We start from the raw sequence: 23489 nt of genomic DNA, 5'->3' as shown, positions 1-23489 counted from the left end.
GTGATGCGTTCACACGTAAAAAAACGCCATCTTACAGGGATGGCGTTTTTTTATCGTGACTGAGCCGCGGATGCGGCTGGCTCCCGAGGCTACACGCCCCAGAACTTCCATCCCGGCCGGGTAGCGCGCAGGCCGGTTTCCATGCGGGCATACAGCGAGCGCGTCTTGCCCTGCGCGGCACCGCTTGCGCGGGCCTTGTCGAAGTAGCCCAGCGCGGTCTCGCGCTGCTCCAGCCCTAGCGCGGCCTCTACGGCGCCGAGGTAAGCCTCGCCGTCCCAGCGGTCGCGCGCGGCAAAGGCGGCCTCGAAATCGGTCAGCGCCTGCGCGTATTGCTTCTCGCCGTTGCGGATCAGCGCGCGCTGCAGGCGCGGGAAGGCCTGGTCCACGGGATCGTCGTCGGTCAGCGCGATGGCTTGCTCGAACAGCGGCAGCGCACGCTCCGGCGCGCCCAGGTCGCGCCAGATCATGCCGAACTGATTGCACAGCCACGCGTCCTCGATCAGCAGCGCGCGGCGCTGCAGGGCCTCGATCTCGGCCTTCGCGTCGGTGCGGTCGTGCTGGTCCATGCTGCCGATCGCGTCGCGCAGCAGGCCCGCGAAGTGCGCGCGGGCGTGAGCCAGCGCGTGGGCGGTCTGGCTACGTTCCTCCACCGGCAAGGCGTCGGCGCGGGCATCCATGTGCGCCAGCGCATCACGGGCCGCCGACGTCACTTCCGCGCCGCCGATGGCCTTCCAGGTGCTCATCAGCCGGCTGAAGATCCAGCCCACATTGGCGGGGTCGCGCTCCAGCGGATAGCGGTTGAGCACATCGCCGGCGACTTCCACGGCTTTGCTGTGCTGCCCGGCTGCCTCGAGGCATTCAAGCAGGTCGATCCAGTGCTCGATGAATTCGCTGACCGCGATGCCCCTCTCGTGCAGCGCGATGCGCTCCGCGCGGTTGCCGTCGCCTTCCAGCCGGGTGGCCAGGTTGTGGCACAGCAACGAAAAAATATGGGGATCGGCGTCATCGTAGCCGCCCTCGCCGGTGGCGAAGTAGGCCTCGAAGCGCGCCAGGCCCAGGCGGTAGGCCTGGATCAGGTGCGGGGTCAATGCGGCCTCGGCGGCCGGCACCGCGTCCATGAACTCGGCCAGCGCCACGCCAGCGTTGTAGTAGCCGGTCGCGTCGGTGGCCTTGTCCACAAAGGAGAAGCGCAGCCACGGCTCGGCCTCGCCGGACTGGTGGCGCCATTCCAGCTCGCGCACCTGCGCCTTCGGGTCCGGCGCGTGGCGCTGGTAGGTGGCAAAGTCGTCCCAGGCGCCGTCCAGCTCGCCAGCCCGGTAGCGCAACGGCGCGCGGATGCGGCGGGCGTGCGGGTGGTCCGGCTGGCTGGCCAGCACGATGGCGGCCTGCTCCGCGGCCAGGGCGTCGCCCGCGGCTTCGTCCAGTTCGAGCAGGTCCGGGTTGTCCAGGCCGATCCGCGCCAGGCACAGGCGCAGCATCGGCTCGGCCTGCTCGCCGGCGGCATTCACATGCGCCAGGGCCTGGGCCAGGATGTCTTCGACGCCAAGGTCCGGCGCGCGATAGAGCAGGTCATACCAATAGGCGCCGGCCGCGGCGAAATTGCCCAGCCGGTAATGCACCAGCCCGGCATGCAGGCGGGCGCTCCACTCGCCGGAGGACAAGCCGTTGCGCAGCGCGGCTTCTTCCAGCCAGGGCAGCGCCTCCTGGAAGCGCTCCATCGCCATCAGCAGCATGCCGTAGCGGTGCGCGATCACGCCGCGCGAGGACCAGCGGTGCGCCGGGTGCAGCGGCAGCCCGGGCAGCTTGGCCAGCGCCGCATCGAGCACGGCAAAGGCGGCTTGCGCGTCGCCGCGATCGAAGTGCAGGCGTGCCCGCAGGCAATCGAAATCCACCACTTGAGGCTGCGCCTGCGAAAGCTGGTCGAGAATGACCAGCGCTTCATCGTAGCGCTCTGCGTTGGCTAGCTCGATGGCGTGGTCGTAGCTGACTTCCTGCACGGACACGGACTGCTCCTTCGGGGTGGATGTGCGAGTGCGGGATTATGCGCCATGGAGGCCCCCTCCCGCTTGTGAGAACAAGGGGCCATTCCGGCCGCAAGCGCAGCACTAGACATCGGCCTGCTCCCCATGTATGTCACAAACGACAACGCCGCCCGCCAGCCTTGGGAATGCAGAAATAGGGCGTAATATAGGTCTGAATTTAGACCTATCCGGAGCTTTTGATGGAAATCATCCATAGCCTGCTGACCGTCAGCATCTCGGAATTCAAGCAAAATCCCAGCAAGGTTGTTGAAGAGGCCCAAGGCCAGCCTGTGGCTGTCCTGAACCACAACCGGCCCGCGTTCTACACGGTATCTCCGGAGTTCATGGCCAAGATGGCCGAGCTGTACGATGAGCGACAGCTGGAGAGCCTGGTGCAGGCCCGGCTCAAGTCAGTGAGCCGCGCGGTCAAAGTCAACATCGACGACCTGTAAATGGCCCACGAACTACGGTTCGTCCCGGAGGCACTCAAGGATTGGGCGAAGCTCGACGGTTCGGTCAAAGCGCTTTTCAAGGATGCACTGAAGAAGCGCGTGGCGACGCCAAGGATTCCGGGCGCCGAACTCCGGCCACCGCTCATTGATTGCTACAAGATCAAGTTGCGTGGCGTCGGGTACCGACTGGTCTACCTGGTCCGCGACAACGAAAACCCGCCCGACATCATCGTTCTGGCGGTAGGCCGGCGCGATGGTGGCATCTACGAGGATGCAGCGGCTGCGTGGGAGGGTGGCCGGGACTTCGACGTCGAGGAGGACTGAGGGCATGTGGCGTCAGGACAGGCCCGCCCCCCTGGGTCACGGCAGATCCTACCTTGGGAAAAGAAGCGCCCCAGTCGTTGACTGAGGCGTATTGCGCCCCCTCGAGGGCGCGATCAACGCTTTGACCGAACGGCTAAGCCAGCAGGCTGGCGTTGTCGTTCCATGGAGAGGATGGCTTACTTGCCGCCCACCGTCTCCAGCACGGTCCATTTCCCGCCAACCACCTTGTAGACGGTAATGCCGCCGTCCTTCAGGTCGCCGCGCGCGTCGTAGGCCAGGGTCTTGGTGGTCACGCCTTGCATGTTGGTGGCCGCCAGCACCGGCAGGTAGCGCGCCGGATCGGCCGAGCCGGCCTTGACCATGGCGGTCATCATGGCCGTGGCACCGTCATAGGCGTACGGCGAGTAGGTCTGCACCTTGCCGCCGAAGCGCTTCTCGTACTTCTTCTCGTAGGTGGTGCCACCGGGCATCTGCTCCAGCGGCAGGCCGGCCAGCGACACGACCGTGCCCTCGGCAGCAGGGCCGGCCAGCTTCAGGAAGTTGTCGGTCTTCGACATTTCGCCCGACACCACCGGCGACTTCATGCCGAGTTCCTTGACCTGCTTGGCCATCGGTGCGGATTGCGTCTCGGCGCCGCCGAAGAAGATCACGTCCGGGTTGCTGCGCTTGATGTTGGTCAGCACGGCCTTGAAGTCCACCGCCTTGTCGTTGGTGAACTCGCGGCGCACGATCTTGCCGCCGGCAGCCTTGGCGGCCTTCTCGAACTCGTCTGCCAGGCCTTGGCCGTAGGCAGTGCGGTCGTCGACGATGGCGATGCTCTTGGCGCCCAGCTTCTTCACCACGAAGGCACCGATCACCGAGCCCTGCTGGGTGTCGGAGGTCATCATGCGGAAGGTGGTCTTGAAGCCCTGGCGGGTGTACTCAGGCGCCGTTGCCATGGCGATCTGGGGGATGCCGGCGCGGTTGTAGACCATCGAGGCGGGGATGCTGGTGCCGGAGTTGAAGTGGCCCAGCATGCCCTGGATGCCGTTGTCGACCAGCTTCTGCGCGACCACCGAGCCGGTCTTGGGGTCAGCTGCGTCGTCCTCGGAGAGCAGTACGAACTTGACGTCCTTGCCGCCGATCTTGGGCTTGGTCGCGTTCATTTCCTCGATGGCGAGGACGACGCCGTTCTGCATGTCCTTGCCGTATTGCGCTTGGCCGCCGGTCATCGGCGCGGCAAAGCCCAGCTTGATTTCCTGCGCTTGGGCGAAGGCAGCCGAGGTGGCGCAAAGGCCAGCGACGGACAGGGCAACGGTCAGGGCCGTCTTGTGGAAAGTCGAGTTCATCTGTTCTCCTTGGTGGCTATTCTCTATAGCCTTTGCTGCGTTTTTGGACGCGTCCGGGTGTGGCGCGAAACGCTTCCCGATTTTCAAATACGCGAGGTCTGCGGGATCGCCGCTGCCTCGCGTCGCTTCGATCAACGCCCGGCGGTTAGCCGATCGTCATCAAACTGGCATTGCCGCCCGCTGCCGCCGTATTGACGGACAGCGAACGCTCGATCAACAAACGCTCGATGGCTACATTCGGTTCACCGTGCGCCAGGCCTTGCACCGAAATAATGGGGCCCGGGCGCGTGGCCAGCTGCTCGCACACGGCGCGCAACTGGTCGGAATCGCCATGGTGCAGGACCGCGTCGAAGCCGGTGTCGCTGGCCGACCAGTCGGCCACCAGGCGGACGCGCGATTGTACTGCCTTGGGCAGGCGGGCAAACAGGGCCCGGGCCATGGGGCTTTCAACCCACACAGCCTGGCTGCCGGCCGCCAGTACCGCCGCCAGCTGGACGGCCAGGTCGGCCTCCTGCTGGGCCAGGCACAGCACGGCTGCACGCGGCAGCAGGGTATAAGTGTTGCGCTCCCCGGTGGGGCCGGGCAGCGTGACCGACAGGCCGGCCGCCGAGGCCGTGGCAAAGCGCTCGCACGCCGCCGCCAGTTCGGGCAGCGCCGCGCTCTCGCGCTGCGCCCATTCCTTGAGCGTACCCAGTGCCTCGGTCAGCGTGCGGCGCACCGGGCTGGTCTCATCGGCGCCGCCGAGGGTGTCGGAGGCGCGCACCACGCGGGCCACGGCGTCCTGCGGGCAGACCGACAACAGGCGGTGCAGGTACAGCGGGCCGCCCGCCTTGGGGCCGGTGCCGGACAGGCCTTCGCCGCCGAAGGGCTGCACGCCCACCACCGCGCCCACGATATTGCGGTTGACGTAGAGGTTGCCCACTTCCGCGCGCTCGACGATGTGCTCGATGGTCTCGTCGATGCGGGTGTGGATGCCCATGGTCAGGCCGTAGCCGGTGCCGTTGATCTGCTCAAGCAGCGTGTCGAGGCCGGCGCGCGGGTAGCGCACCACGTGCAGCACGGGGCCAAAGACTTCGCGCTGCAGCTCTTCGATGCTGTCGAGCTCGATCAGCGTCGGCGAGACGAAGGTGCCATTGCGGCAGGCCGCGCTGGCCGCGCCATCCGGGTCGGCCTGGTGGACACGGCGGCCCTTGGCACGCATGGCGTCGATATGGCGCACGATGTTGCCGCGCGCCTCCTCGTCGATCACCGGGCCGACGTCGGTGGACAGGCGGTCCGGGTTGCCCATGGTGAGCTCATTCATGGCGCCTTTGAGCATTTCCAGCACGCGGTCGGCCACCTCTTCCTGCAGGCACAGCACGCGCAGCGCAGAGCAGCGCTGGCCGGCCGAGTCGAAGGCGGAGTTCACCACGTCGCCAACCACTTGCTCGGCCAGCGCGGAGGAGTCCACGATCATCGCGTTCTGGCCGCCGGTCTCGGCGATCAGCGGTACCGGGCGGCCGGCGGCGTCCAGGCGGCCGGCCACGCTGCGTTGCAACAGGCGCGCCACTTCGGTGGAGCCAGTGAACATCACGCCCTTGACGCGGGCGTCGCCCACCAGCGCTGCGCCCACGGTTTCGCCACGGCCCGGCAGCAGTTGCACCGCGCCGGCCGGCACGCCGGCCTCGCGCAGCAGGCGCACGGCCTGGGCGGCAATCAGCGGGGTCTGCTCGGCGGGCTTGGCCAGCACGGTGTTGCCGGCAGCCAGCGCGGCCGCGACCTGGCCGGTAAAGATGGCCAGCGGGAAATTCCACGGGCTGATGCAGACCACGGGGCCGAGCGGGCGATGGGTGTCGCTGGAGAACGTTTCACGCACCTGCGCGGCGTAATAGCGCAGGAAGTCCACCGCCTCGCGCACTTCGGCGATGGCATTGGAGAACGTCTTGCCGGCCTCGCGCATGATGATGCCCATCAGGGACTGCATCTGCGCTTCCATCAGTTCCGCGGCGCGTTCCAGCGCGGCGGCGCGCACATCGGCCGGGGTCGCCTGCCAGATCGGCGCGGCGTTGACGGCGGCCTGCAGCGCGGCTTCCACTTCGGCCATGCTGGCTTCGGTGACATGGCCGACCACGTCGCGCAGGTCGGATGGGTTGCGCACGGGCGCCGGCTGGTTGGCGTCCTCGCCGGTGGCGGCTTGCGTGCCCAGCAGCGGCACGGCGGTGACCGCCTCGCTGGTGCCGGCCAGCAGCGCGGACGACAGCGAAGCCAGGCGATGCTCGTTGGACAGGTCGATGCCGGCGGAATTGGCGCGCGACTCGCCGTAGAGGTTGCGCGGCTGCGCAATGCGCGGGTGCGGCAGGCCCAGCGTGCCTTCCTCGGCGTGCATCTGCTCGACCACGGCGACCGGGTCGGCCACCAGCTCGTCCAGCGAGATGGTGTCGTCGGCGATGCGGTTGACGAAGGATGTGTTGGCGCCGTTTTCCAGCAGGCGGCGCACCAGGTAGGCCAGTAGCGTCTCGTGCGTGCCGACCGGCGCGTAGATCCGGCACGGGCGGTTGAACTTGCCGTCGGCCAGCGGGCCGACCACCTGGTCGTACAGCGGCTCGCCCATGCCGTGCAGGCACTGGAACTCGTACTGGCCAGGATAGTAGTTGTGGCCGGCGATCTGGTAGATGGCCGCCAGCGTGTGGGCATTATGGGTAGCGAACTGCGGGTAGATCACGTCCGGCACCGACAGCAGCTTGCGCGCGCAGGCCACGTAGGACACGTCGGTATAGACCTTGCGCGTGTAGACCGGATAGCCCTCCAGCCCGTCCACCTGGGCGCGCTTGATCTCGCTGTCCCAGTACGCGCCCTTGACCAGGCGGATCATCAGGCGGTGGCGGCTGCGGCGGGCCAGGTCGATCAGGTAGTCGATCACGAACGGGCAGCGCTTCTGGTAGCCCTGCACCACGAAGCCGATGCCGTTCCAGCCGGCCAGCTCGGGCTCGAAGCACAGGCGCTCGAGCAGGTCGAGCGAGATTTCCAGGCGATCGGCTTCCTCGGCGTCGATATTGATGCCGATGTCGTACTGGCGGGCCAGCAAGGTCAGCGACTTGAGGCGGCCGTACAGCTCGCTGATGACGCGCTCGTGCTGCGCGCGGCTGTAGCGCGGATGCAGCGCCGAGAGCTTGATCGAGATGCCCGGGCCTTCATAGATGCCGCGCCCGCGCGAAGCCTGGCCGATGGCGTTGATGGCCTGCTGGTAGGAGGCCAGGTAGCGCTGCGCGTCGGCCTCGGTCATGGCCGCCTCGCCCAGCATGTCGTAGGAGTAACGGAAGCCCTCGGCCTCGTACTTGCGCGCGTTGGCGAGCGCCTCGGAAATGGTCTCGCCGGTGACGAACTGCTCGCCCATCAGGCGCATCGCCATGTCCACGCCCTTGCGGATCAGCGGCTCGCCGCCCTTGCCGATGATGCGGGTCAGCGCCTTGGACAGGCCGGCCTCGGTATGGGTGGCCACCAGCCTGCCGGTAAACAGCAAGCCCCAGGTGGCGGCGTTGACGAACACCGACGGGCTCTGGCCCAGGTGGGACTGCCAGTTGGCGCCGCTGATCTTGTCGCGGATCAGCGCGTCGCGGGTGGCCTTGTCGGGAATGCGCAGCAGCGCCTCGGCCAGGCACATCAGCGCCACGCCTTCCTGCGACGACAGCGAGAATTCCTGGATCAACCCCTGCACCAGCCCTTCGCGGCCTGTGCCGACCTTGCGCTCGCGCAGCCGCGTGGCCAGGGTCCGGGCCATGGCCAGGGCGGCTTCGGCCTGCTGATGCGGCAGCCGGGCCTGCTCCAGCAGCACCGGCACGCACTCGGACTCCGGGCGGCGGTAACCGGCTGTGATCGCCGCGCGCAGCACCGACTGCGGCTGCACGCTCTGGGCGAATTCCAGGAAAGGCTGCACAGCGCCGTCGCCGGTGGCGCCGTCAAAGCCATCGGCGCCATCCGCCGCACCCTCGCTCCCCGTACCGGCGGCACTGGTCTCATGCGGGATGTGGCCCCGCTCGACTTGCTCAAGGTAAGTGAAGATCGCCTGCTTGATCAGCCAGTGCGGCGTGCGGTCGATCGACTGGGCAACACGCTTGAGGCGCTCGCGGGAGGCGTCGTCGAGTTTGACGCCGAGGGTGGTGGTGGCCATGCGCTTGATTCTCCGTAAGACGCGGACGCTGGTTTCCGTTACCGCGGGGAAACCTGCAGATTGGCGCGATCATACTCCGGGGCAAACCAAAGGTGCAACTAGGTACAACCACTCATGTCCTGTTGAAAATGTGGTTGCACCGTACCATGTGCTGCGCTGGCCCGAGCGCTTCCGAACGTTACTCAGATTCGCAAGGGATCAATCTCCAGTTGCCAGCGAACGCCCTTGGCATCGGCCAGCGCCTCGCCGAAAGTTTGCACCCACTCGCTGATGAATCGTTGCAACGCAAGGCGTGAAGTGCTTTCCACCAACATCTGCGCCCGCTCCCGGTTAGCCACCCGCACCATCGACATCGGTACCGGATCATGGAGTTGCACCTCCGGCGCCATCCGGCACGCATCGGCACGATTCCGTGCGCTCTGGAGGAACGCCAGCGCACGCTCCAGCTCGGCATGGTCGGCCGTGACGAGCACCTGGTAGGCAAACGGGGGCAACCCGGCCTGGCGGCGCTCGCGCAACTGGGTCGCCGCGAATCCATCATAGTCATGGCGTACCAATGCCTGCAATGCCGATGCATCGGGATAGCGGGTCTGGATCAGCACCTCGCCCGCCAGCCCTGCCCTTCCGGCGCGCCCTGCCACCTGCATCAGGGAGGCAAACAAGTGCTCGGCCGCGCGGAAATCGTGGCTGAACATGGCGGCGTCCGGATGGACGATGCCGACCAGGGTCACGCGCTGGAAGTCGTGCCCCTTGGCCACCATCTGGGTGCCGACCAGGATGTCAACCTCGCCCGCGTGGACCTCATCGAACATGGCCTGGGCACTGCCCTTGCGGCGCGTGGAATCGGCGTCGATGCGGGCAATGCGGGCTTGCGGGAAGCGGGCGGCCAGGGCTTCCTCGATGCGCTGAGTGCCTCGTCCAAGCGGCGCCACGTCCACATTGCCGCAATCCGGGCAGTGATGCGGCACCGGGGATTCCAGGCCGCAATGGTGGCAGCGCAGGCGGCGCTCAGGCCGGTGCAGCACCATATAGGCCGAGCAGCGCGGGCAGCCGGAGAGCCAGCCGCAGCTGTCGCAAGCGAGCACCGGGGCGTAGCCGCGCCGGTTCAGGAACAGCAGGCTCTGTTCGCCGCGCTGCAGGCGGGCCTCGATGGCGTTGAGCAACGGCACCGACAGGCCTTCGTAGAGAGCGCGCTGGCGCTGGCGTTCCTGGTTGATATCGATCAGGCGTACCGTGGGCAGCCTGGCGTCGGTCTGGGCACGCTCGCGCAGCACCAGCTTGCGGTAGGTGCCCTGCTCCGCGCGCCACCAGGACTCCATGGACGGCGTGGCGGAGCCCAGCACCACGGCCGCGCCGAGCTGCTTGGCCCGCCATACGGCCAGGTCGCGTGCGGAGTAGCGCAGGCCTTCCTGCTGCTTGTAGGAGGTGTCGTGCTCCTCGTCGACCACGATCAGCGCCAGGTGCGGCAGCGAAGCCAGCACCGCCAGCCGCGTGCCCAACACGATGCGGGCCTCGCCGCGGTGCGCGGCCAGCCACTGCAGGGTGCGCTCCTGGTCGGCCAGGCCGCTGTGCAGCACTGCGAGCGGCAGATGGGGGAAGCGCGAGGCAATCCGGCCTTGCAGCTGCGGGGTGAGGTTGATCTCGGGCACCAGCATCAGCACCTGCGCCTGCGCATCGCGCGCCAGCACTTCGGCCATGGCGTGCAGGTAGACCTCGGTCTTGCCGCTGCCGGTGACGCCATGGAGGAGGAAAGGCGCAAATCCCTTGGCCTGCCCGATCGCCTCCACGGCCACGCGCTGCTCTTCGTGCAGCGGCGGCGCGGTGGACGGCTCGGCAGCCGAGGGCGCGCCCAGCAAGGGCTGGTCGGCCCGCTCGGAGGTCACCCAGCCGGCCTCGGCCCACTCCGCCAGGCGCGACGGCGCCGCGCTGCAGAGCACGCGCGCCTCGGCGGCGGATACCGCCTGCCCTTGCCTGGCTGCAGCCACCAGCGCCTGAGCCAGCGCCAGCACGGTGCGGGCGCGCGGCGGCACCGCCGCCAACAGCGCCTCGCCCTGCCCCGGGGCTATGCGGTAGTGTTCGCTGCGGGCACGCAGTGCCAGCCGCACCCAGCCGTCGGCCTCGCGCAATGCGGGGGGCAGCGCGGGCAGCATGACTTCGCCGAGGCAGCGGTGGTAATAGCGAGCGGCAAAACCCGCCAGCGCGATCCAGTGGGCGCCAAGCGGCGGCAGCCAGTCCAGGCGCTGCGCCACGGCGCGCAGCTTGTCGGCGGGTACATCGGAGTGCGCGCAACGCGATACGGCCACGCCGACCAGCGTACGGCGGCCGAACGGCACCGTGACCAGTTCGCCGGGCTGCACTTCCGGGCCAGCAAGGTAATCGAAGACATCGTCAGCCGGCGTATCGAGCGCCACCTGCACCACGGCAAGCGGTGCTCGGCCGGAGGGCCCTGTGGCGGCCGCCCCGGCTTCGTCGGGGATCGCCGGCGACGTCACGCCGCGCCTCCCGGGCCGATCATCCAGCGCAGCGGTGGGTACGGTCCAGATTGGGGCGAGCAAGCCCAATGTGTGTGCAGACCGGGACTGAGCCGCTTTCCAGACAAAATAAGTGTGCGGTGCAACATCAACTTAAAGTAACGCTTCAAATGTGCCCCTAAGTCGATGATAGATGGCTGGTTTTCCCGGCCCCGGGCACCGCCTGTGGATAACTTTGTTGAAAACTCGTCCGGAGTTTCTGCCAAGCCCCGTAAAACAAGGCTCCCACGGGCATTCCAGCCTGTGCGTGGCTAGATGCAATGCCTTGTAAATCAAGGACTTGGCGACCTCCCTCAGATGAGTTAAGGACTAACCCGGTCTTGCACTGCGGAAAACCCATTGATGTGCATAAGTCAAGCCTTGACAAGCGCGAACCGGCACCGAAAGGGCGAAATATTGCAAAATAGTTTACTTGACAGCGCTTCGGGCAAGCCTCCCCCGGCACCCGAGCGTCCCGATGCGGCGCGCGAGGCTGGCTCGCTGCGCCGCACAGGCGGTACCCCCGGGAGGGAGGGAAGACGTGCATCCGCTGTCACCTTGCCGCGGTGCGCAGCTGCCGGCTGTAGCGATGCACCTCGTCCACCAGCACCGTCACATTCTCCGGCGGGGTGAACTGGGAGATGCCATGGCCGAGGTTGAAGACGTGTCCGTCGCAGCCGCCGCCGGCGGCGTAGCTGTCGAGCACGCCACGCACCTGCTCGCGAATCGCGGCTTCCGGCGCAAACAGCACATTGGGGTCGATGTTGCCCTGCAGGGCCACCTTGCCGCCAGTGCGGCGGCGCGCCTGCGCCAGGTTGACCGTCCAGTCCAGGCCGAGCGCATCGGCGCCGATCTCGGTGAGCGCTTCCAGCCACAAGCCGCCGCCCTTGGTGAACACGATGGCCGGCACCTGCTCGCCGTTGTGCTCGCGCTTCAGTCCGGCCAGCACCTTGCGCATATAGGCCAGGGAGAACGCCTGATACATGCCGTCTGCCAGCGTGCCGCCCCAGGTATCGAACAGCATCACGGCCTGGGCACCTGCCTCGATCTGCGCATTCAGGTAGGCCGACACGGCCTGCGCGTTGATCTCCAGGATGCGGTGCATCAGGTCGGGGCGGCTGTACATCATGGCCTTGACCGTGCGGAAATCGGAGGAGCCGGCGCCCTCGACCATGTAGCAGGCCAGCGTCCAGGGGCTGCCCGAGAAGCCGATCAGCGGCACGCGCTGGCGGCCGTCCTGCACCAGCGCCCGGCGAATCTCGCTGACCGCGTCGAACACGTAGGACAGCGAGGCCATATCCGGCACCGCCAGCTTCTTGACGTCGCCCTCGGTGCGCAGCGGGTGGGCAAAGCGCGGGCCTTCGCCCTGCGCGAACGACAGCCCGAGCCCCATGGCATCGGGCACGGTCAGGATGTCGGAGAAGAGGATGGCCGCGTCGAGCGGATAGCGCTCGAGGGGTTGCAGGGTAACCTCGGTCGCGTAGGCCGGGTTCTTGGCCAAGCCCAGGAAGCTGCCGGCGCGAGCGCGCGTGGCATTGTATTCGGGCAGGTAGCGCCCCGCCTGACGCATCAGCCACAGCGGGGTGTACTCGGTCGGTTGCCGGCGCAGCGCGCGCAGGAAGGTATCGTTCTGCAATGCGGTCATGGTCATCCTCGTAAGACCGCCATTTTACGGGATGGCCGGCCGCTGCCGGCAGCTTAGATATCCGCCGCCAGTTCCTTGAAGGCCTGCGCGGCGCGGCGCATCCATTCGCGCGCGCGCGGGGCGTCGGGCTGCAGGCGGGCAAAGCCGTGCGTCATGCCGCTTGCCTCCAGCGTGATCACCGGCGCGCCGTAGCGCACCAGGTAGTCGGCGTAGGCCAGGCCGTCGTCACGAAGCACGTCGTGGGCGGCAACCATCACCACGCTGGCCGGAGGCAGGTGCTGTGGCGCGGCGCCCATCAGGTGGATGCGCGTGTCTTCGATGGCGGCGCCGGCGGCAAGGCGCTCGGCGCCGATGAATGCCGTCCAGAACCAGGCCATCTCGTCGCGGGTGAGTCCGGGGCCATCCGCGAAGGCGCGATAGCTTTCGCTGGCCAGCACCGGCGCGGCCACTGGATAGATCAGCAACTGGGCGTTGACCAGGCCGGGGCGCCCGTGCGCATTGGCCCAGCGCGCGGCCTGCGCCGCCAGGTGCCCGCCCGCGCTGTCGCCCGCCACGGCCAGGAAGCCTGCGTCCAGGCGCAACCGGACACGTTGCTCGGCAAACCACAGCACCGCCTGCAGCGCGTCATCGCACGGTGCGGGGAACGGATGCTCCGGCGCCAGCCGGTAGTCAACGCTGGCCACCGCGCAGCCGGTGTCGGCGGCGAGCATCGCTGCCACGCTGTGATGCGTGTCATGCGAGCCCAGCACCCAGCCGCCACCGTGGAAATAGACGATCAGGCGCGGCTCGGCCACGCCCCCCGGGCGGAACAACCGCGCCGCCAGCGTGCGGCCGGGCAACGCCAGCTCCATGTCGGTGGCCTGGATGCCTTCCGGGTCGGGCACGACCGAAGTTGCCGCGATCTCGGCGAAGCGCGCGCGGCGGCCCGCGGCGTCGGCCGGCTCGGGCTGGCCGGCGTAGCGTTCGGAGAGCCGGCGGTAGTAGTCGAGAAGCTGGGGATCGATGGCCATGGCTGCTTGGGGCTGGATTGGGAGCGGGATTGGGAGCTAGGGTGGCTAGTTTAGCGGGATCAGGCAACCTGGCGCATCAGCTCGATCTTGCTGCAGCGATCCTGCACCGCCAGCAACCCGGCGGCAGTGGCCCGGGCAAAGGCCTTGTCGTTGACGATGCCGAGTTGCAGCCAGACGCCTCGCGCGCCGATCGCGATGGCATCCTCGACCACCGGCGGCACATCGGGGGCGCGGCGGAAGATATCGACCCACTCGATGCGCTGCCCCGACTTGGCCAAGGCCGCAGCAGCCTCGGCCAGGCTGGCGTGGCAGGTCTCGCCCAGGATGTGCTCGCCCGCATGGCGCGGATTGACGGGGACAATGCGATAGCCGTGGCGCTGCAGGTAGGCGGCGACTTCATGGCTGGGCCTGTCCGGGTGCCCGGACAGGCCGGCCACGGCTACCGTCTTCATCGCCAGCATGCCGCGTATGGCAGTCTGCATCTCGCTCACGTCGATTCCTTCTCGTTGGGTTCGGGGGACTGATCGCGGCCGGTGCCCCCCGGGCGGGCACAGCTGCCCAGCCGCGCGAACGGCACCGCCACCTGGTAAGAGCCCTGCGCAAACGGGCCGACCGCATAAGGGGCGTAGTGCAACACCACGCCACCGCGGTACAGGGTAAACGGGACGCGCGATTCCTGCAGGGCAGGTGCGTCGAACACGCCACGCGCGGGCTCGGCTGCGCCCTGCCGCTTCAGTGCGGCCTGTATCTCGTCGTTGAATTTTTGCAGGCAGGCCTCGCCCGGCTGCAGGAGATCGGCCAGCCCGACCGGGCGATAGACCGGCCGGGCAGCTGGCGCGGATGCCGTTGCACTCTCAGGGGCATGACGCCGCCAGGTGCCACTCACGTAGTCGAGGCTGCCATGCGCGCCACCGCTGTAGCGCCAGGTGGTACGCAGCAGGCTGACATTGCCGGCATCCAGCCGCATCAGCTCGATCGCGCTGCGGCACTCCTGCTCTCCCTGGCCGCAGCCGCCGGCACGCAGTGACGTAATCAGCGCGTCCAGGCGTGGGCGGCCGGTTTCGGGATAACGTTCGGTAAGACGCGCACCAGCCACATCCATGGTGCGCTCGCGATAGATTGCCTTGCGCGTGAGCGTCAACGCCTGGCGGCGGGTACCGTCGGTATTCATCCATTCCCCGCTGACACTCAACCCATCGGAGGAGACGATGCCCTCGAAACGTGCACCATCGCGGGCTTCGGGATACTCAACAGGCGCCTGGCCGGTAGCGCGCTCGTGCACACTCAACCGTCCATCGGATGTCAATTGGCCATCGAGTTGACGCGGCGCGGCGGCGAGCATTGAATCGTAACGGGCCGTGCCGTCGATCCCGCCAGTCCCCGCGCGTGGAAATATCGTTAGCGATACCTGTACGTGGCCGTCGAGCTCCCCCTGCCAAAGCACACCGGCGGGCGCTTGCGGCTCGGCCGCGCCAACCTGGCCAGCCGCGATGAAAGACGTGGCCAGCAACGCCGCCAGCCTATGCTGGACAAGGCCTCTCGCGATATGGCCGGGGGCCTGGGCAAAGGGGCAAAAGGAGTAAAAGGGGAAGGAAAGCGGCATGGCAGTCGGTGGCCGGACCGCAAGGCGGATGGCAGGATCAGCGAATGCTATCGGACCCGCGCCGCATGGTGATGTTCCCGCCGCCTGGCAGCGAGCGCGGTGACATGTGGTCTAACATGCCTATTTAGACACTTATTTAGTTACCGCGCTTTCAACTTCTTGCAAACCGATACATTTTGTTACTGCCATCCCCAAAAGTTTCCCCCACAATGCTTTAACACAATCAGTTTTTGTGAAAGGCGTTCCCTCCCCCAAACAGAAAGGGAGGGCGTCAGTGAAGAAAGCCTAAGGAAGCATTCCCACCCAGATTGACCGGATCGCAGGCGATGCCTGTGATCGGTGTACCAGGTTGAGATGATGTTGGCGCTTGCCGGTTCCGGCTGGTTGGATCGTCTGAATGCGATCAATGCCGCCTGACCGGGTGCTGGGCCACAAAGAATGTGGTTAGCGCCTGTTGGTTGACCTGGACCTTACCCGTTCCTTCGAATTGACCCCTCGAAGGGATTTTCCCGTCCGCGCGGAGCCTCCCCGGCCCGCGCGCTTTTTTTTGTCCTGAGCCGACAGAATAGTCGTTGGCATAAAAAAAAGGCAGCCTCGCAGCTGCCTTTTTTTCGCCGCCGCCAAAAAAACAACAGCTGCGGCGGCCCTGCTTTTCTTACCGTTTCCGGCGCAGGCGCGCGATGGCAGCCAGCTGCGCAGTAGCCACAGCCAGCTCGCCCTGCGCACGTGCCAGGTCGAGATCGCCGCTCTGGTTCTGCATCAGCTCCTCGGCGGCGCGCTTGGCTTGCTGCGCCTTGGCTTCGTCGAGGTCGCTGCCGCGGATAGCGGTGTCCGCCAGCACGGTGACGTGCTTGGGCTGGACTTCGAGAATGCCGCCGGCCACGAACACGAACTCTTCGCTGCCGTCTTCCTTCTCGATGCGCACCGCGCCCGGCTGGATACGCGTAATCAGCGGCGTATGGCCCGGCAGGATACCCAACTCGCCCGACTCGCCCGGCAGCGCCACGAACTTCGCCTGACCGGAGAAGATCGACGATTCGGCGCTGACGACGTCTACAAGAATGGTTGCCATGTGAATTCCTTTAGTCCCTGAAAGCTTCGGCTCCCCGTTGCCAGGAAGCAAGTATTCCGCTGGCAGGCTGAGCGCGGCCGCCCCGGACATTGCTGTCCGTGGCTAGACCGCCACTACGGCGCCGGCAGCGAAAAACGCCGCTTACTGGAGCTTCTTGGCCTTCTCGAAGGCTTCGTCGATCGAGCCGACCATATAGAACGCTTGCTCCGGCAGGTGATCGCACTCGCCGTCCACCAGCATCTTGAAGCCGCGGATGGTTTCCTTCAGCGTGACGTACTTGCCCGGCGAACCCGTGAACACTTCCGCAACGTGGAAGGGCTGCGACAGGAAACGTTGGATCTTACGAGCGCGCGACACCGACTGCTTGTCTTCCGGCGACAGTTCGTCCATGCCCAGAATCGCGATGATGTCGCGCAGTTCCTTGTAGCGTTGCAGCGTTTGCTGCACGCGACGGGCCACGTCGTAGTGCTCTTGACCCACGACTTGCGGGTCCAGCTGACGCGAGGTCGAGTCGAGCGGATCGACTGCCGGGTAGATACCCAGCGCGGCGATGTCACGCGACAGCACGACGGTCGAGTCCAGGTGCAGGAAGGTGGTGGCAGGCGACGGGTCGGTCAAGTCATCCGCAGGCACGTACACGGCCTGGATCGACGTGATCGAGCCGGTCTTGGTCGAGGTGATGCGCTCTTGCAGCTTGCCCATTTCCTCGGCCAGCGTCGGCTGGTAACCCACTGCGGAAGGCATACGGCCCAGCAGTGCGGACACTTCGGTACCGGCCAGCGTGTAGCGGTAGATGTTGTCGACGAAGAACAGGATGTCACGGCCTTCGTCGCGGAACTTCTCGGCCATGGTCAGGCCGGACAGTGCCACGCGCAGACGGTTGCCCGGCGGCTCGTTCATCTGGCCGAACACCATGGCCACCTTGTCGAGAACGTTCGAGTCCTTCATTTCGTGGTAGAAGTCGTTCCCTTCACGGGTACGCTCGCCCACGCCGGCGAACACCGACAAACCGCTGTGCTGCTTGGCGATGTTGTTGATGAGCTCCATCATGTTCACGGTCTTGCCGACGCCGGCGCCACCGAACAGGCCAACCTTGCCGCCCTTTGCGAACGGGCAGACCAGGTCGATCACCTTGATGCCGGTTTCCAGCAGGTCGACCGAAGGGGACAGTTCGTCGAACTTCGGGGCCTTCTGGTGGATCGAGCGCAGCTCGTCCGATTGGATCGGGCCAGCTTCGTCGATGGGACGACCCAGCACGTCCATGATCCGGCCCAGCGTGCCGTGACCGACGGGCACCGAGATCGGGGCGCCAGTGCCCTTCACTGCCATGCCGCGGCGCAGGCCGTCCGACGAGCCGAGGGCAATGGTACGCACCACGCCGTCACCCAGCTGTTGCTGCACTTCGAAGGTCAGGCCCTTCTCGGCGAACGAGGCTTCGTTGCTGTCTTCCAGCACGAGCGCTTCGTACACCTTCGGCAGCGCGTCGCGGGGGAACTCGATGTCCACCACGGCGCCAATACACTGCACAATATTTCCGATACTCATTTCGTATCTCCGATAGCTTGAATACTTGACGCCTTAGACGGCTGCCGCACCGCTGACGATTTCCGACAGTTCCTTGGTGATCGCTGCCTGACGGGTCTTGTTGTAGACCAGTTGCAGTTCGCCGATCACGTTCTTGGCATTGTCGGATGCCGCCTTCATGGCCACCATGCGCGCCGACTGCTCGGACGCCATGTTCTCGGCCACGGCCTGGTACACCAGCGCTTCGACGTAGCGGACCAACAGTTCTTCCACTACGGTCTGTGCGTCGGGCTCGTAGATGTAATCCCACGAGTAGGCGCGCTTTTCATCTTCGGTCTGGGCAAACTTGTCGGCGGGGAGCGGCAGCAGCTGCTCCACCATCGGCTCCTGCTTCATCGTATTGATGAACTTGGTGTAAGCCAGGTACACAGCGTCCACCTCACCATTGGTGAAGGCGTCGAGCTGGACCTTGATCGCACCGATCAGTTTTTCCAGATGCGGGGTGTCACCGAGGTGCACCACGTGCGAAACCACCTTGGCGCCGATGCGGCCCAGGAACTGCATGCCCTTGGAGCCAATGGCGGTGCTTTGCACCTGCACGCCGCGGCCTTGCAGCTCACGCAGTTCATTGGTCACCGCGCGCAGCACGTTCGTGTTCATGCCGCCGCACAGCCCCTTGTCGGTCGTCACCACGATCATGCCGGCGCGCTTGACTTCGCGTGCCACCATGAAGGGGTGCTTGAACTCGGGGTTGGCTTCAGCCAGATGCGCCGCGATATTGCGCACTTTCTCGGCGTAAGGACGGGCGTTACGCATCCGTTCCTGCGCCTTGCGCATCTTGGACGCGGCGACCATCTCCATCGCCTTGGTGATCTTGCGCGTGTTTTGCACGCTCTTGATCTTGGTTCGAATTTCTTTCGTTCCGGCCATATCTTCCTCTCCATTCGTGCTGCCCCGGCGCCGTCATGGCAACGGCACCGGCGCAGTTTCGTGGAATTGCGCGGTTAGAACGCGGCGGACTTCTTGAAATCCTCGATCGCGGCACGCAGCGTGGCTTCATCTTCCTTCGAAAGATCCTTGGTTTCTTCGATGCGGTTGATGAGGTCGACGTACTTGGTCTTCAGATGGTCGTGCAGGCCCTTCTCGAACGGGAGAATGTCCTTCACTTCCACGTTGTCGAGGAAGCCGTTGTTGGCTGCGTACAGCGACGCGGCCAGCTGCCACACCTGCAGCGGCAGGTATTGAGCCTGCTTGAGCAGTTCCGTCACGCGGCGGCCGCGCTCCAGCTGCTTGCGGGTGGCATCGTCCAGGTCGGAAGCGAACTGCGCGAACGCAGCCAGTTCACGGTACTGGGCCAGGTCGGTACGGATACCGCCGGACAGCTTCTTGATGACCTTGGTCTGGGCGGCACCACCAACGCGCGACACCGAGATACCGGCGTTGATTGCGGGGCGGATACCAGCGTTGAACAGGTCGGTTTCCAGGAAGATCTGGCCGTCGGTGATCGAGATCACGTTGGTCGGCACGAAAGCGGACACGTCGCCAGCCTGCGTTTCGATCACGGGCAGCGCGGTCAGCGAGCCGGTCTTGCCGGTCACGGCGCCCTTGGTGAACTTCTCGACGTAGTCGGCGTTCACGCGGGCTGCGCGCTCGAGCAGACGCGAGTGCAGGTAGAACACGTCGCCGGGGTAGGCTTCGCGGCCCGGCGGGCGGCGCAGCAGCAGCGACACCTGGCGGTAGGCCCAGGCTTGCTTGGTCAGGTCGTCATAGACGATCAGCGCGTCTTCGCCGCGGTCGCGGAAGTACTCGCCCATCGTGCAACCGGCGTAGGCAGCCAGGTACTGCATGGCGGCGGAGTCCGAAGCCGTGGCTGCGACGACGATGGTGTATTCCATCGCGCCCAGTTCTTCGAGCTTGCGCACCACATTGTTCACGGTCGAAGCCTTCTGACCGATTGCCACGTAGACGCAGAAAACGCCCTTGCCCTTCTGGTTGATGATGGCGTCGACAGCGACGGCGGTCTTGCCGGTCTGGCGGTCGCCAATGATCAGCTCGCGCTGGCCACGGCCGATCGGCACCATCGCGTCGATCGACTTCAGGCCGGTCTGCACCGGCTGGCTCACCGACTGACGTGCGATCACGCCAGGGGCAACCTTTTCGATCACGTCGGTTTCTTTGGCGTTGATCGGGCCCTTGCCGTCGATCGGCTGACCCAGCGTGTTGACCACGCGGCCCAGCAGTTCCTTGCCAACCGGCACTTCCAGAATGCGGCCGGTGCACTTGACCGGGTCGCCTTCCGAAATGTGTTCATACTCGCCCAGCACCACGGCGCCGACAGAGTCGCGCTCGAGGTTCAGTGCGAGACCGAACGTGTTGCCGGGAAATTCCAGCATCTCGCCCTGCATCACGCCGGACAGGCCGTGCACGCGGCAGATACCATCGGTCACGGAGATTACCGTGCCGGTGTTGCGCACTTCAGCGGCGGCGCCAAGACCCGAGATGCGGGACTTGATCAGCTCGCTGATTTCTGAGGGGTTCAGTTGCATCACAATGCTCCTAATTCTTCAATCCGTCGGCTGGTGCGCTTCTCGCGCATCATGCGGTCAGCGCCACTTGCATTGCTGCCAGGCGCGCACGCACGGAGGTGTCGAGCACTTCGTCGCCGACCTTGACGCGCACGCCGCCAATCAGCGACGGGTCCACCGCAACCGAAGGCTGCAGCTTGCGGCCGAACTTGCGTTCGAGCGCGGCGACGAGGTCGGTCAGGCTTGCGCCCTCAAGGGGGAAGGCACTCGTGATCTCGACATCAGCCGACCCTTCACGGTCGTTCTTGAGCGCATGGAACTGCTCGGCGATTTCCGGCAATACCGACAGGCGGTGGTTAGCCACCAGCAGGCTGACGAAGCGCTTGGCTTCGTCGTTGACCGGAGACTTCAGGGCCGACAGGAACAGTGCGCTCAGCTTTTCGCCGTGCATGTTCGGATCGCCAGCCACCGCCTTCATGTCGGGATTGGCGGCAACGTGCCCCATTTCCGACACCAGCTCGGACCATGCATCCAGATTGCCGCTCGATTCGGTCGCGACGCGGAACAGCGCCTCGGCGTAGGGACGGGCAATGGTTGCGGTTTCAGCCATGATTAGAGCTCAGCCTTGAGTTGATTGAGCAGATCCGCGTGGACCTGCGCGTTCACTTCCCGCTTGAGGATCTGCTCGGCACCCTTGACGGCCAGCACGGCGACCTGGTCGCGCAATTGCTCGCGCGCGCGGGTAACTTGCTGTTCGGCTTCGGCCTTGGCCTGGGCAATGATGCGTGCGGCTTCTGCCTGGGCGTTTTGCTTGATCTCGTCAGCGGTCAGCTGAGCGCGCTTTTCGGCGTCGGCGACGCGTTGAGCACCTTCGGTGCGGGCTTCGGCCAGGGCCTGGTCCACACGCTTGTTGGCGAGTTCGAGCTCAGCCTTGCCTTTTTCGGCGGCGGCGAGGCCATCGGCGATCTTCTTTGCGCGTTCGTCGAGCGCCTTCACCAGCGGCGGCCAAATGAATTTGGCAACTACCCACCACAGGATGAAGAACACGACCATCTGCGCAAAAAACGTTGCGTTCAGATTCATGGTGTGTTCCTTTCGGTAATCAAACTACAGATAAATGCGCAAGGGCGGCCAGGCTAAGTGGCCCGCGCCGCCCGTCAGCATCATGCAGACCGAAAAGAATTACTTGATGACAGCCAGCAGCGGGTTGGCGAATGCGAACAGCATTGCAACGCCCACGCCGATCAGGAATGCTGCATCGATCAGGCCAGCCAGCAGGAACATCTTGGTTTGCAGCGGGTTCATCAGTTCAGGCTGACGTGCGCACGCTTCGATGTACTTGCCACCCATCAGGGCGATACCCAGGCAGGCGCCGATTGCGCCCAGACCGATGATGATGCCGATACCGATGGCGGTCAGACCCTGGATGTTGGCGAGATATGCTTGCATGACTACTCCTTTAATTGAGAAGAGACTTAGAACCAAAAAACCGAAAAACCGAAAATCTAAAAATCAGTGGTGATCGTGTGCCTGGCCGATGTACACCAGCGTCAGCATCATGAAAATGAAAGCCTGGAGCAGAACGATCAGGATGTGGAAGATCGCCCATACCGTACCGGCCAGCACATGACCGACGAAGCCCAGCGCGGAGAGATCCGCACCGAACGTCCAGATGGAACCCAGCAGCGCGATCAGCAGGAACACCAGTTCGCCGGCGTACATGTTGCCGAACAACCGCATGCCCAGCGAAACCGCCTTGGCCAGGAATTCAATCAGGTTCAGGATCAGGTTGAACGGGGCCAGGTACCACTTGGCGCCGAACGGGGCCGACAGCAGTTCGTGGACGAAACCGCCCGCGCCCTTGATCTTGAAGCTGTAATAGATCATCAGCACCAGCACGGCGCACGACATGCCCAGCGTACCGTTCAGGTCGGCCGTGGCAACCGCGCGGTGGTGCGGCAGATGGATGTGGAAGATGCCCAGCAGGCCGTTCAGGCCAGTGACCCAGTCGACCGGGATCAAGTCGATGGCATTCATCACGGTGATCCAGCAGAACACCATCAGTGCCAGCGGGGCGATGAAAGAGCGGTCGCCGTGGATGATGCCCTTTGCCTGGTCGTCGACCATCTCGACGATCATTTCCACGAAAGCCTGGAAGCGGCCCGGCACGCCGGCGGTCGCGCGGCGAGCGGCAGCGTACAGGAAAATCACGGCGATGGCACCGCACAGCACCGACCAGAACACGGTGTCATAGTTGAGGACGCTGAAGTCAACGACGGCGGCTTGCTTGCCACCAACCGTGTTGAGGTTCTGCAAGTGTTCGGCGATATAGCCGGAGGGGGTGAGGGCCTGTTCGGCGCCTTGAGCAGCTGACATGTCGAAACGAACCGTAATATTGCGAAACCAGTTGCCGGCATCTTGCCGGTACGCTTCTTGCACCGCCTGCAGCACACTCTGCTGGTCACCGCGGGCAAGCTCGTTTGAACCTTATCCACGCCGCGCTTCACTGGTGTGACGCGCCACGCAAAAAAATCTTGATATTCTGTTTTCGTGCCCCACTTCGACGAGAAGCACACTTATCCGACCTACCGCGCCTGGCCTGCCCTGGGGCACACCCTCAGCGAATCGCCAGCGCGACCCAGTAAGTCTTGAGCGCAAGCACGAACGTGACCAGCATCGGTACCCAGCGCAACTCGCTGTACAGCACCACTACCAGGACGAACAGTCCGGCGGTGGCAAACACCTTGATCGCCTCGCCGACCACCAGTCCGCTGATCGAGGGACGCTCGCGCGCCATCCAGAGTCGCAGCGCGAAGAAACCGCTGGGCACGAAACACACCGCGCCACCGAATAGTGCCGACCAACCCGCCGCGCCGGCGTTGCCGCCAGCAAACAGTCGCCAGGCAATGGCCGACAACAAAGTAACCGCAACCTGCGCCAGCACGACCCTGCCGGGCGTCATGCGCGAAGGGCGCAGCGCGCGCTCGCCGAACAGCGTTTCCGCCTCGACGCGCGACAGCGGATCGACCGCCTCTTCTTCGCGTTCTGCCTCATCTTCCCAGGCATCACGCGCCTGCCGGTCTTTCTTCTGACCAGCATCCTGACGATCTGAAACCACCTGCTCTTGCCTTTGCTTATCGCTTTGCGTCGTTTTGCTTCCCGCTCGGCTTATCGCTTTACTTACTCGTTACTTACTCTTTGCTTATCGCTTAATCCGCCCCGGAACTTTTCTGGACCGGCCGGAATTCAAACCGCACGATTTTACGAGGAATGCACCATGCGAGTCAATCTGCTTACAGACGCCTTGCAACAGTTCGCATTTCGCTTG

The 23489-nt window shown here is 65.3% G+C and carries 19 protein-coding genes; 2 read left to right on the top strand and 17 right to left on the bottom strand.

Translation table 11 applies throughout. The annotated features are described in order from the left end of the window. Positions 1-89: 89 nt before the first annotated feature. Positions 90-2003, bottom strand: coding sequence for a tetratricopeptide repeat protein (locus ACGLHR_RS02750; RefSeq protein ID WP_400091706.1), 1914 nt, complete (start codon positions 2001-2003; stop codon positions 90-92). Positions 2004-2221: 218 nt separating this feature from the next. Here ACGLHR_RS02750 and ACGLHR_RS02745 point away from each other — a divergent pair, with 218 nt between their 5' ends. Further along, positions 2222-2473, top strand: a complete 252-nt coding sequence (locus ACGLHR_RS02745; protein ID WP_400091704.1) for a type II toxin-antitoxin system Phd/YefM family antitoxin — start codon at positions 2222-2224, stop codon at positions 2471-2473. Continuing rightward, positions 2474-2797 carry a type II toxin-antitoxin system RelE/ParE family toxin gene (locus ACGLHR_RS02740; protein WP_267604768.1) on the top strand — a complete coding sequence of 108 codons (324 nt, stop codon included), beginning with the start codon at positions 2474-2476 and terminating at the stop codon, positions 2795-2797. It begins immediately after the preceding gene. Between the two features lie 176 nt (positions 2798-2973). Here the strand turns inward: ACGLHR_RS02740 and ACGLHR_RS02735 are convergent, their stop codons facing one another. The 16 genes from ACGLHR_RS02735 to ACGLHR_RS02660 form a co-directional block, all read right to left on the bottom strand. Next, positions 2974-4125, bottom strand: coding sequence for a branched-chain amino acid ABC transporter substrate-binding protein (locus ACGLHR_RS02735; protein WP_267604770.1), 1152 nt, complete (start codon positions 4123-4125; stop codon positions 2974-2976). 145 nt (positions 4126-4270) lie between these two features. Beyond that, positions 4271-8272, bottom strand: a complete 4002-nt coding sequence (putA, locus tag ACGLHR_RS02730) for a trifunctional transcriptional regulator/proline dehydrogenase/L-glutamate gamma-semialdehyde dehydrogenase (protein WP_400091700.1) — start codon at positions 8270-8272, stop codon at positions 4271-4273. Positions 8273-8454: 182 nt separating this feature from the next. After that, the gene (locus tag ACGLHR_RS02725) at positions 8455-10764 is read right to left on the bottom strand and encodes a primosomal protein N' (protein WP_400091697.1); all 2310 of its coding nucleotides are present in this window, start codon (positions 10762-10764) and stop codon (positions 8455-8457) included. A gap of 571 nt (positions 10765-11335) precedes the next feature. Continuing rightward, a complete protein-coding gene (hemE, locus tag ACGLHR_RS02720) occupies positions 11336-12433 on the bottom strand; it encodes a uroporphyrinogen decarboxylase (protein ID WP_400091695.1) in 1098 nt (365 codons plus the stop codon). 47 nt (positions 12434-12480) lie between these two features. Further along, positions 12481-13437, bottom strand: coding sequence for an alpha/beta hydrolase (locus ACGLHR_RS02715; RefSeq protein WP_400091694.1), 957 nt, complete (start codon positions 13435-13437; stop codon positions 12481-12483). Positions 13438-13496: 59 nt separating this feature from the next. Further along, positions 13497-13919 (bottom strand): CoA-binding protein, encoded by a 423-nt coding sequence (locus ACGLHR_RS02710; protein ID WP_400091783.1) that lies wholly within the window; start codon positions 13917-13919, stop codon positions 13497-13499. Between the two features lie 5 nt (positions 13920-13924). Further along, complete coding sequence (locus tag ACGLHR_RS02705) at positions 13925-14947, bottom strand: RsiV family protein (protein WP_400091693.1); 1023 nt, start codon at positions 14945-14947, stop codon at positions 13925-13927. 748 nt (positions 14948-15695) lie between these two features. Further along, positions 15696-16112, bottom strand: a complete 417-nt coding sequence (locus ACGLHR_RS02700; protein WP_267604782.1) for a F0F1 ATP synthase subunit epsilon — start codon at positions 16110-16112, stop codon at positions 15696-15698. A 141-nt stretch (positions 16113-16253) separates the two neighbouring features. Continuing rightward, positions 16254-17657 carry a F0F1 ATP synthase subunit beta gene (gene atpD, locus ACGLHR_RS02695; RefSeq protein ID WP_267604783.1) on the bottom strand — a complete coding sequence of 468 codons (1404 nt, stop codon included), beginning with the start codon at positions 17655-17657 and terminating at the stop codon, positions 16254-16256. Positions 17658-17690: 33 nt separating this feature from the next. After that, a complete protein-coding gene (gene atpG / locus ACGLHR_RS02690; RefSeq protein ID WP_318233575.1) occupies positions 17691-18566 on the bottom strand; it encodes a F0F1 ATP synthase subunit gamma in 876 nt (291 codons plus the stop codon). Between the two features lie 74 nt (positions 18567-18640). Next, positions 18641-20182 (bottom strand): F0F1 ATP synthase subunit alpha, encoded by a 1542-nt coding sequence (atpA, locus tag ACGLHR_RS02685; RefSeq protein WP_400091690.1) that lies wholly within the window; start codon positions 20180-20182, stop codon positions 18641-18643. Positions 20183-20231: 49 nt separating this feature from the next. After that, the gene (locus tag ACGLHR_RS02680; protein ID WP_400091689.1) at positions 20232-20771 is read right to left on the bottom strand and encodes a F0F1 ATP synthase subunit delta; all 540 of its coding nucleotides are present in this window, start codon (positions 20769-20771) and stop codon (positions 20232-20234) included. A 2-nt stretch (positions 20772-20773) separates the two neighbouring features. Next, positions 20774-21244 (bottom strand): F0F1 ATP synthase subunit B, encoded by a 471-nt coding sequence (locus ACGLHR_RS02675; RefSeq protein ID WP_043350775.1) that lies wholly within the window; start codon positions 21242-21244, stop codon positions 20774-20776. A 99-nt stretch (positions 21245-21343) separates the two neighbouring features. Continuing rightward, positions 21344-21610, bottom strand: coding sequence for a F0F1 ATP synthase subunit C (gene atpE, locus ACGLHR_RS02670; RefSeq protein ID WP_006157246.1), 267 nt, complete (start codon positions 21608-21610; stop codon positions 21344-21346). A gap of 63 nt (positions 21611-21673) precedes the next feature. Further along, positions 21674-22537: a F0F1 ATP synthase subunit A gene (gene atpB / locus ACGLHR_RS02665; protein ID WP_267606534.1), complete on the bottom strand. Its 864-nt coding sequence runs from the start codon at positions 22535-22537 to the stop codon at positions 21674-21676. Between the two features lie 241 nt (positions 22538-22778). Next, entirely contained in the window at positions 22779-23279 is a 501-nt protein-coding gene (locus ACGLHR_RS02660) for an ATP synthase subunit I (protein WP_400091686.1), read from the bottom strand. Between the last annotated feature and the right edge of the window lie 210 nt (positions 23280-23489).

Origin of the sequence: Cupriavidus sp. CuC1 (genome assembly GCF_044627735.1) — a bacterium.
Taxonomy (GTDB): Bacteria; Pseudomonadota; Gammaproteobacteria; order Burkholderiales; family Burkholderiaceae; genus Cupriavidus; species Cupriavidus ulmosensis.
This window is presented reverse-complemented; position numbering and strand designations above follow the sequence as displayed.

Bases quoted from the DNA above. Each gene is read 5' to 3' on its own strand.
- atpA (WP_400091690.1), bottom strand. From the start codon at position 20,182: ATGCAACTGAACCCCTCAGAAATCAGCGAGCTGATCAAGTCCCGCATC.
- ACGLHR_RS02735 (WP_267604770.1), bottom strand. From the start codon at position 4,125: ATGAACTCGACTTTCCACAAGACGGCCCTGACCGTTGCCCTGTCCGTC.
- ACGLHR_RS02745 (WP_400091704.1), top strand. From the start codon at position 2,222: ATGGAAATCATCCATAGCCTGCTGACCGTCAGCATCTCGGAATTCAAG.
- ACGLHR_RS02700 (WP_267604782.1), bottom strand. From the start codon at position 16,112: ATGGCAACCATTCTTGTAGACGTCGTCAGCGCCGAATCGTCGATCTTC.
- atpG (WP_318233575.1), bottom strand. From the start codon at position 18,566: ATGGCCGGAACGAAAGAAATTCGAACCAAGATCAAGAGCGTGCAAAAC.
- ACGLHR_RS02740 (WP_267604768.1), top strand. From the start codon at position 2,474: ATGGCCCACGAACTACGGTTCGTCCCGGAGGCACTCAAGGATTGGGCG.
- ACGLHR_RS02680 (WP_400091689.1), bottom strand. From the start codon at position 20,771: ATGGCTGAAACCGCAACCATTGCCCGTCCCTACGCCGAGGCGCTGTTC.
- hemE (WP_400091695.1), bottom strand. From the start codon at position 12,433: ATGACCATGACCGCATTGCAGAACGATACCTTCCTGCGCGCGCTGCGC.
- ACGLHR_RS02710 (WP_400091783.1), bottom strand. From the start codon at position 13,919: ATGCAGACTGCCATACGCGGCATGCTGGCGATGAAGACGGTAGCCGTG.
- atpB (WP_267606534.1), bottom strand. From the start codon at position 22,537: ATGTCAGCTGCTCAAGGCGCCGAACAGGCCCTCACCCCCTCCGGCTAT.
- putA (WP_400091700.1), bottom strand. From the start codon at position 8,272: ATGGCCACCACCACCCTCGGCGTCAAACTCGACGACGCCTCCCGCGAG.
- atpD (WP_267604783.1), bottom strand. From the start codon at position 17,657: ATGAGTATCGGAAATATTGTGCAGTGTATTGGCGCCGTGGTGGACATC.
- ACGLHR_RS02675 (WP_043350775.1), bottom strand. From the start codon at position 21,244: ATGAATCTGAACGCAACGTTTTTTGCGCAGATGGTCGTGTTCTTCATC.
- ACGLHR_RS02715 (WP_400091694.1), bottom strand. From the start codon at position 13,437: ATGGCCATCGATCCCCAGCTTCTCGACTACTACCGCCGGCTCTCCGAA.
- atpE (WP_006157246.1), bottom strand. From the start codon at position 21,610: ATGCAAGCATATCTCGCCAACATCCAGGGTCTGACCGCCATCGGTATC.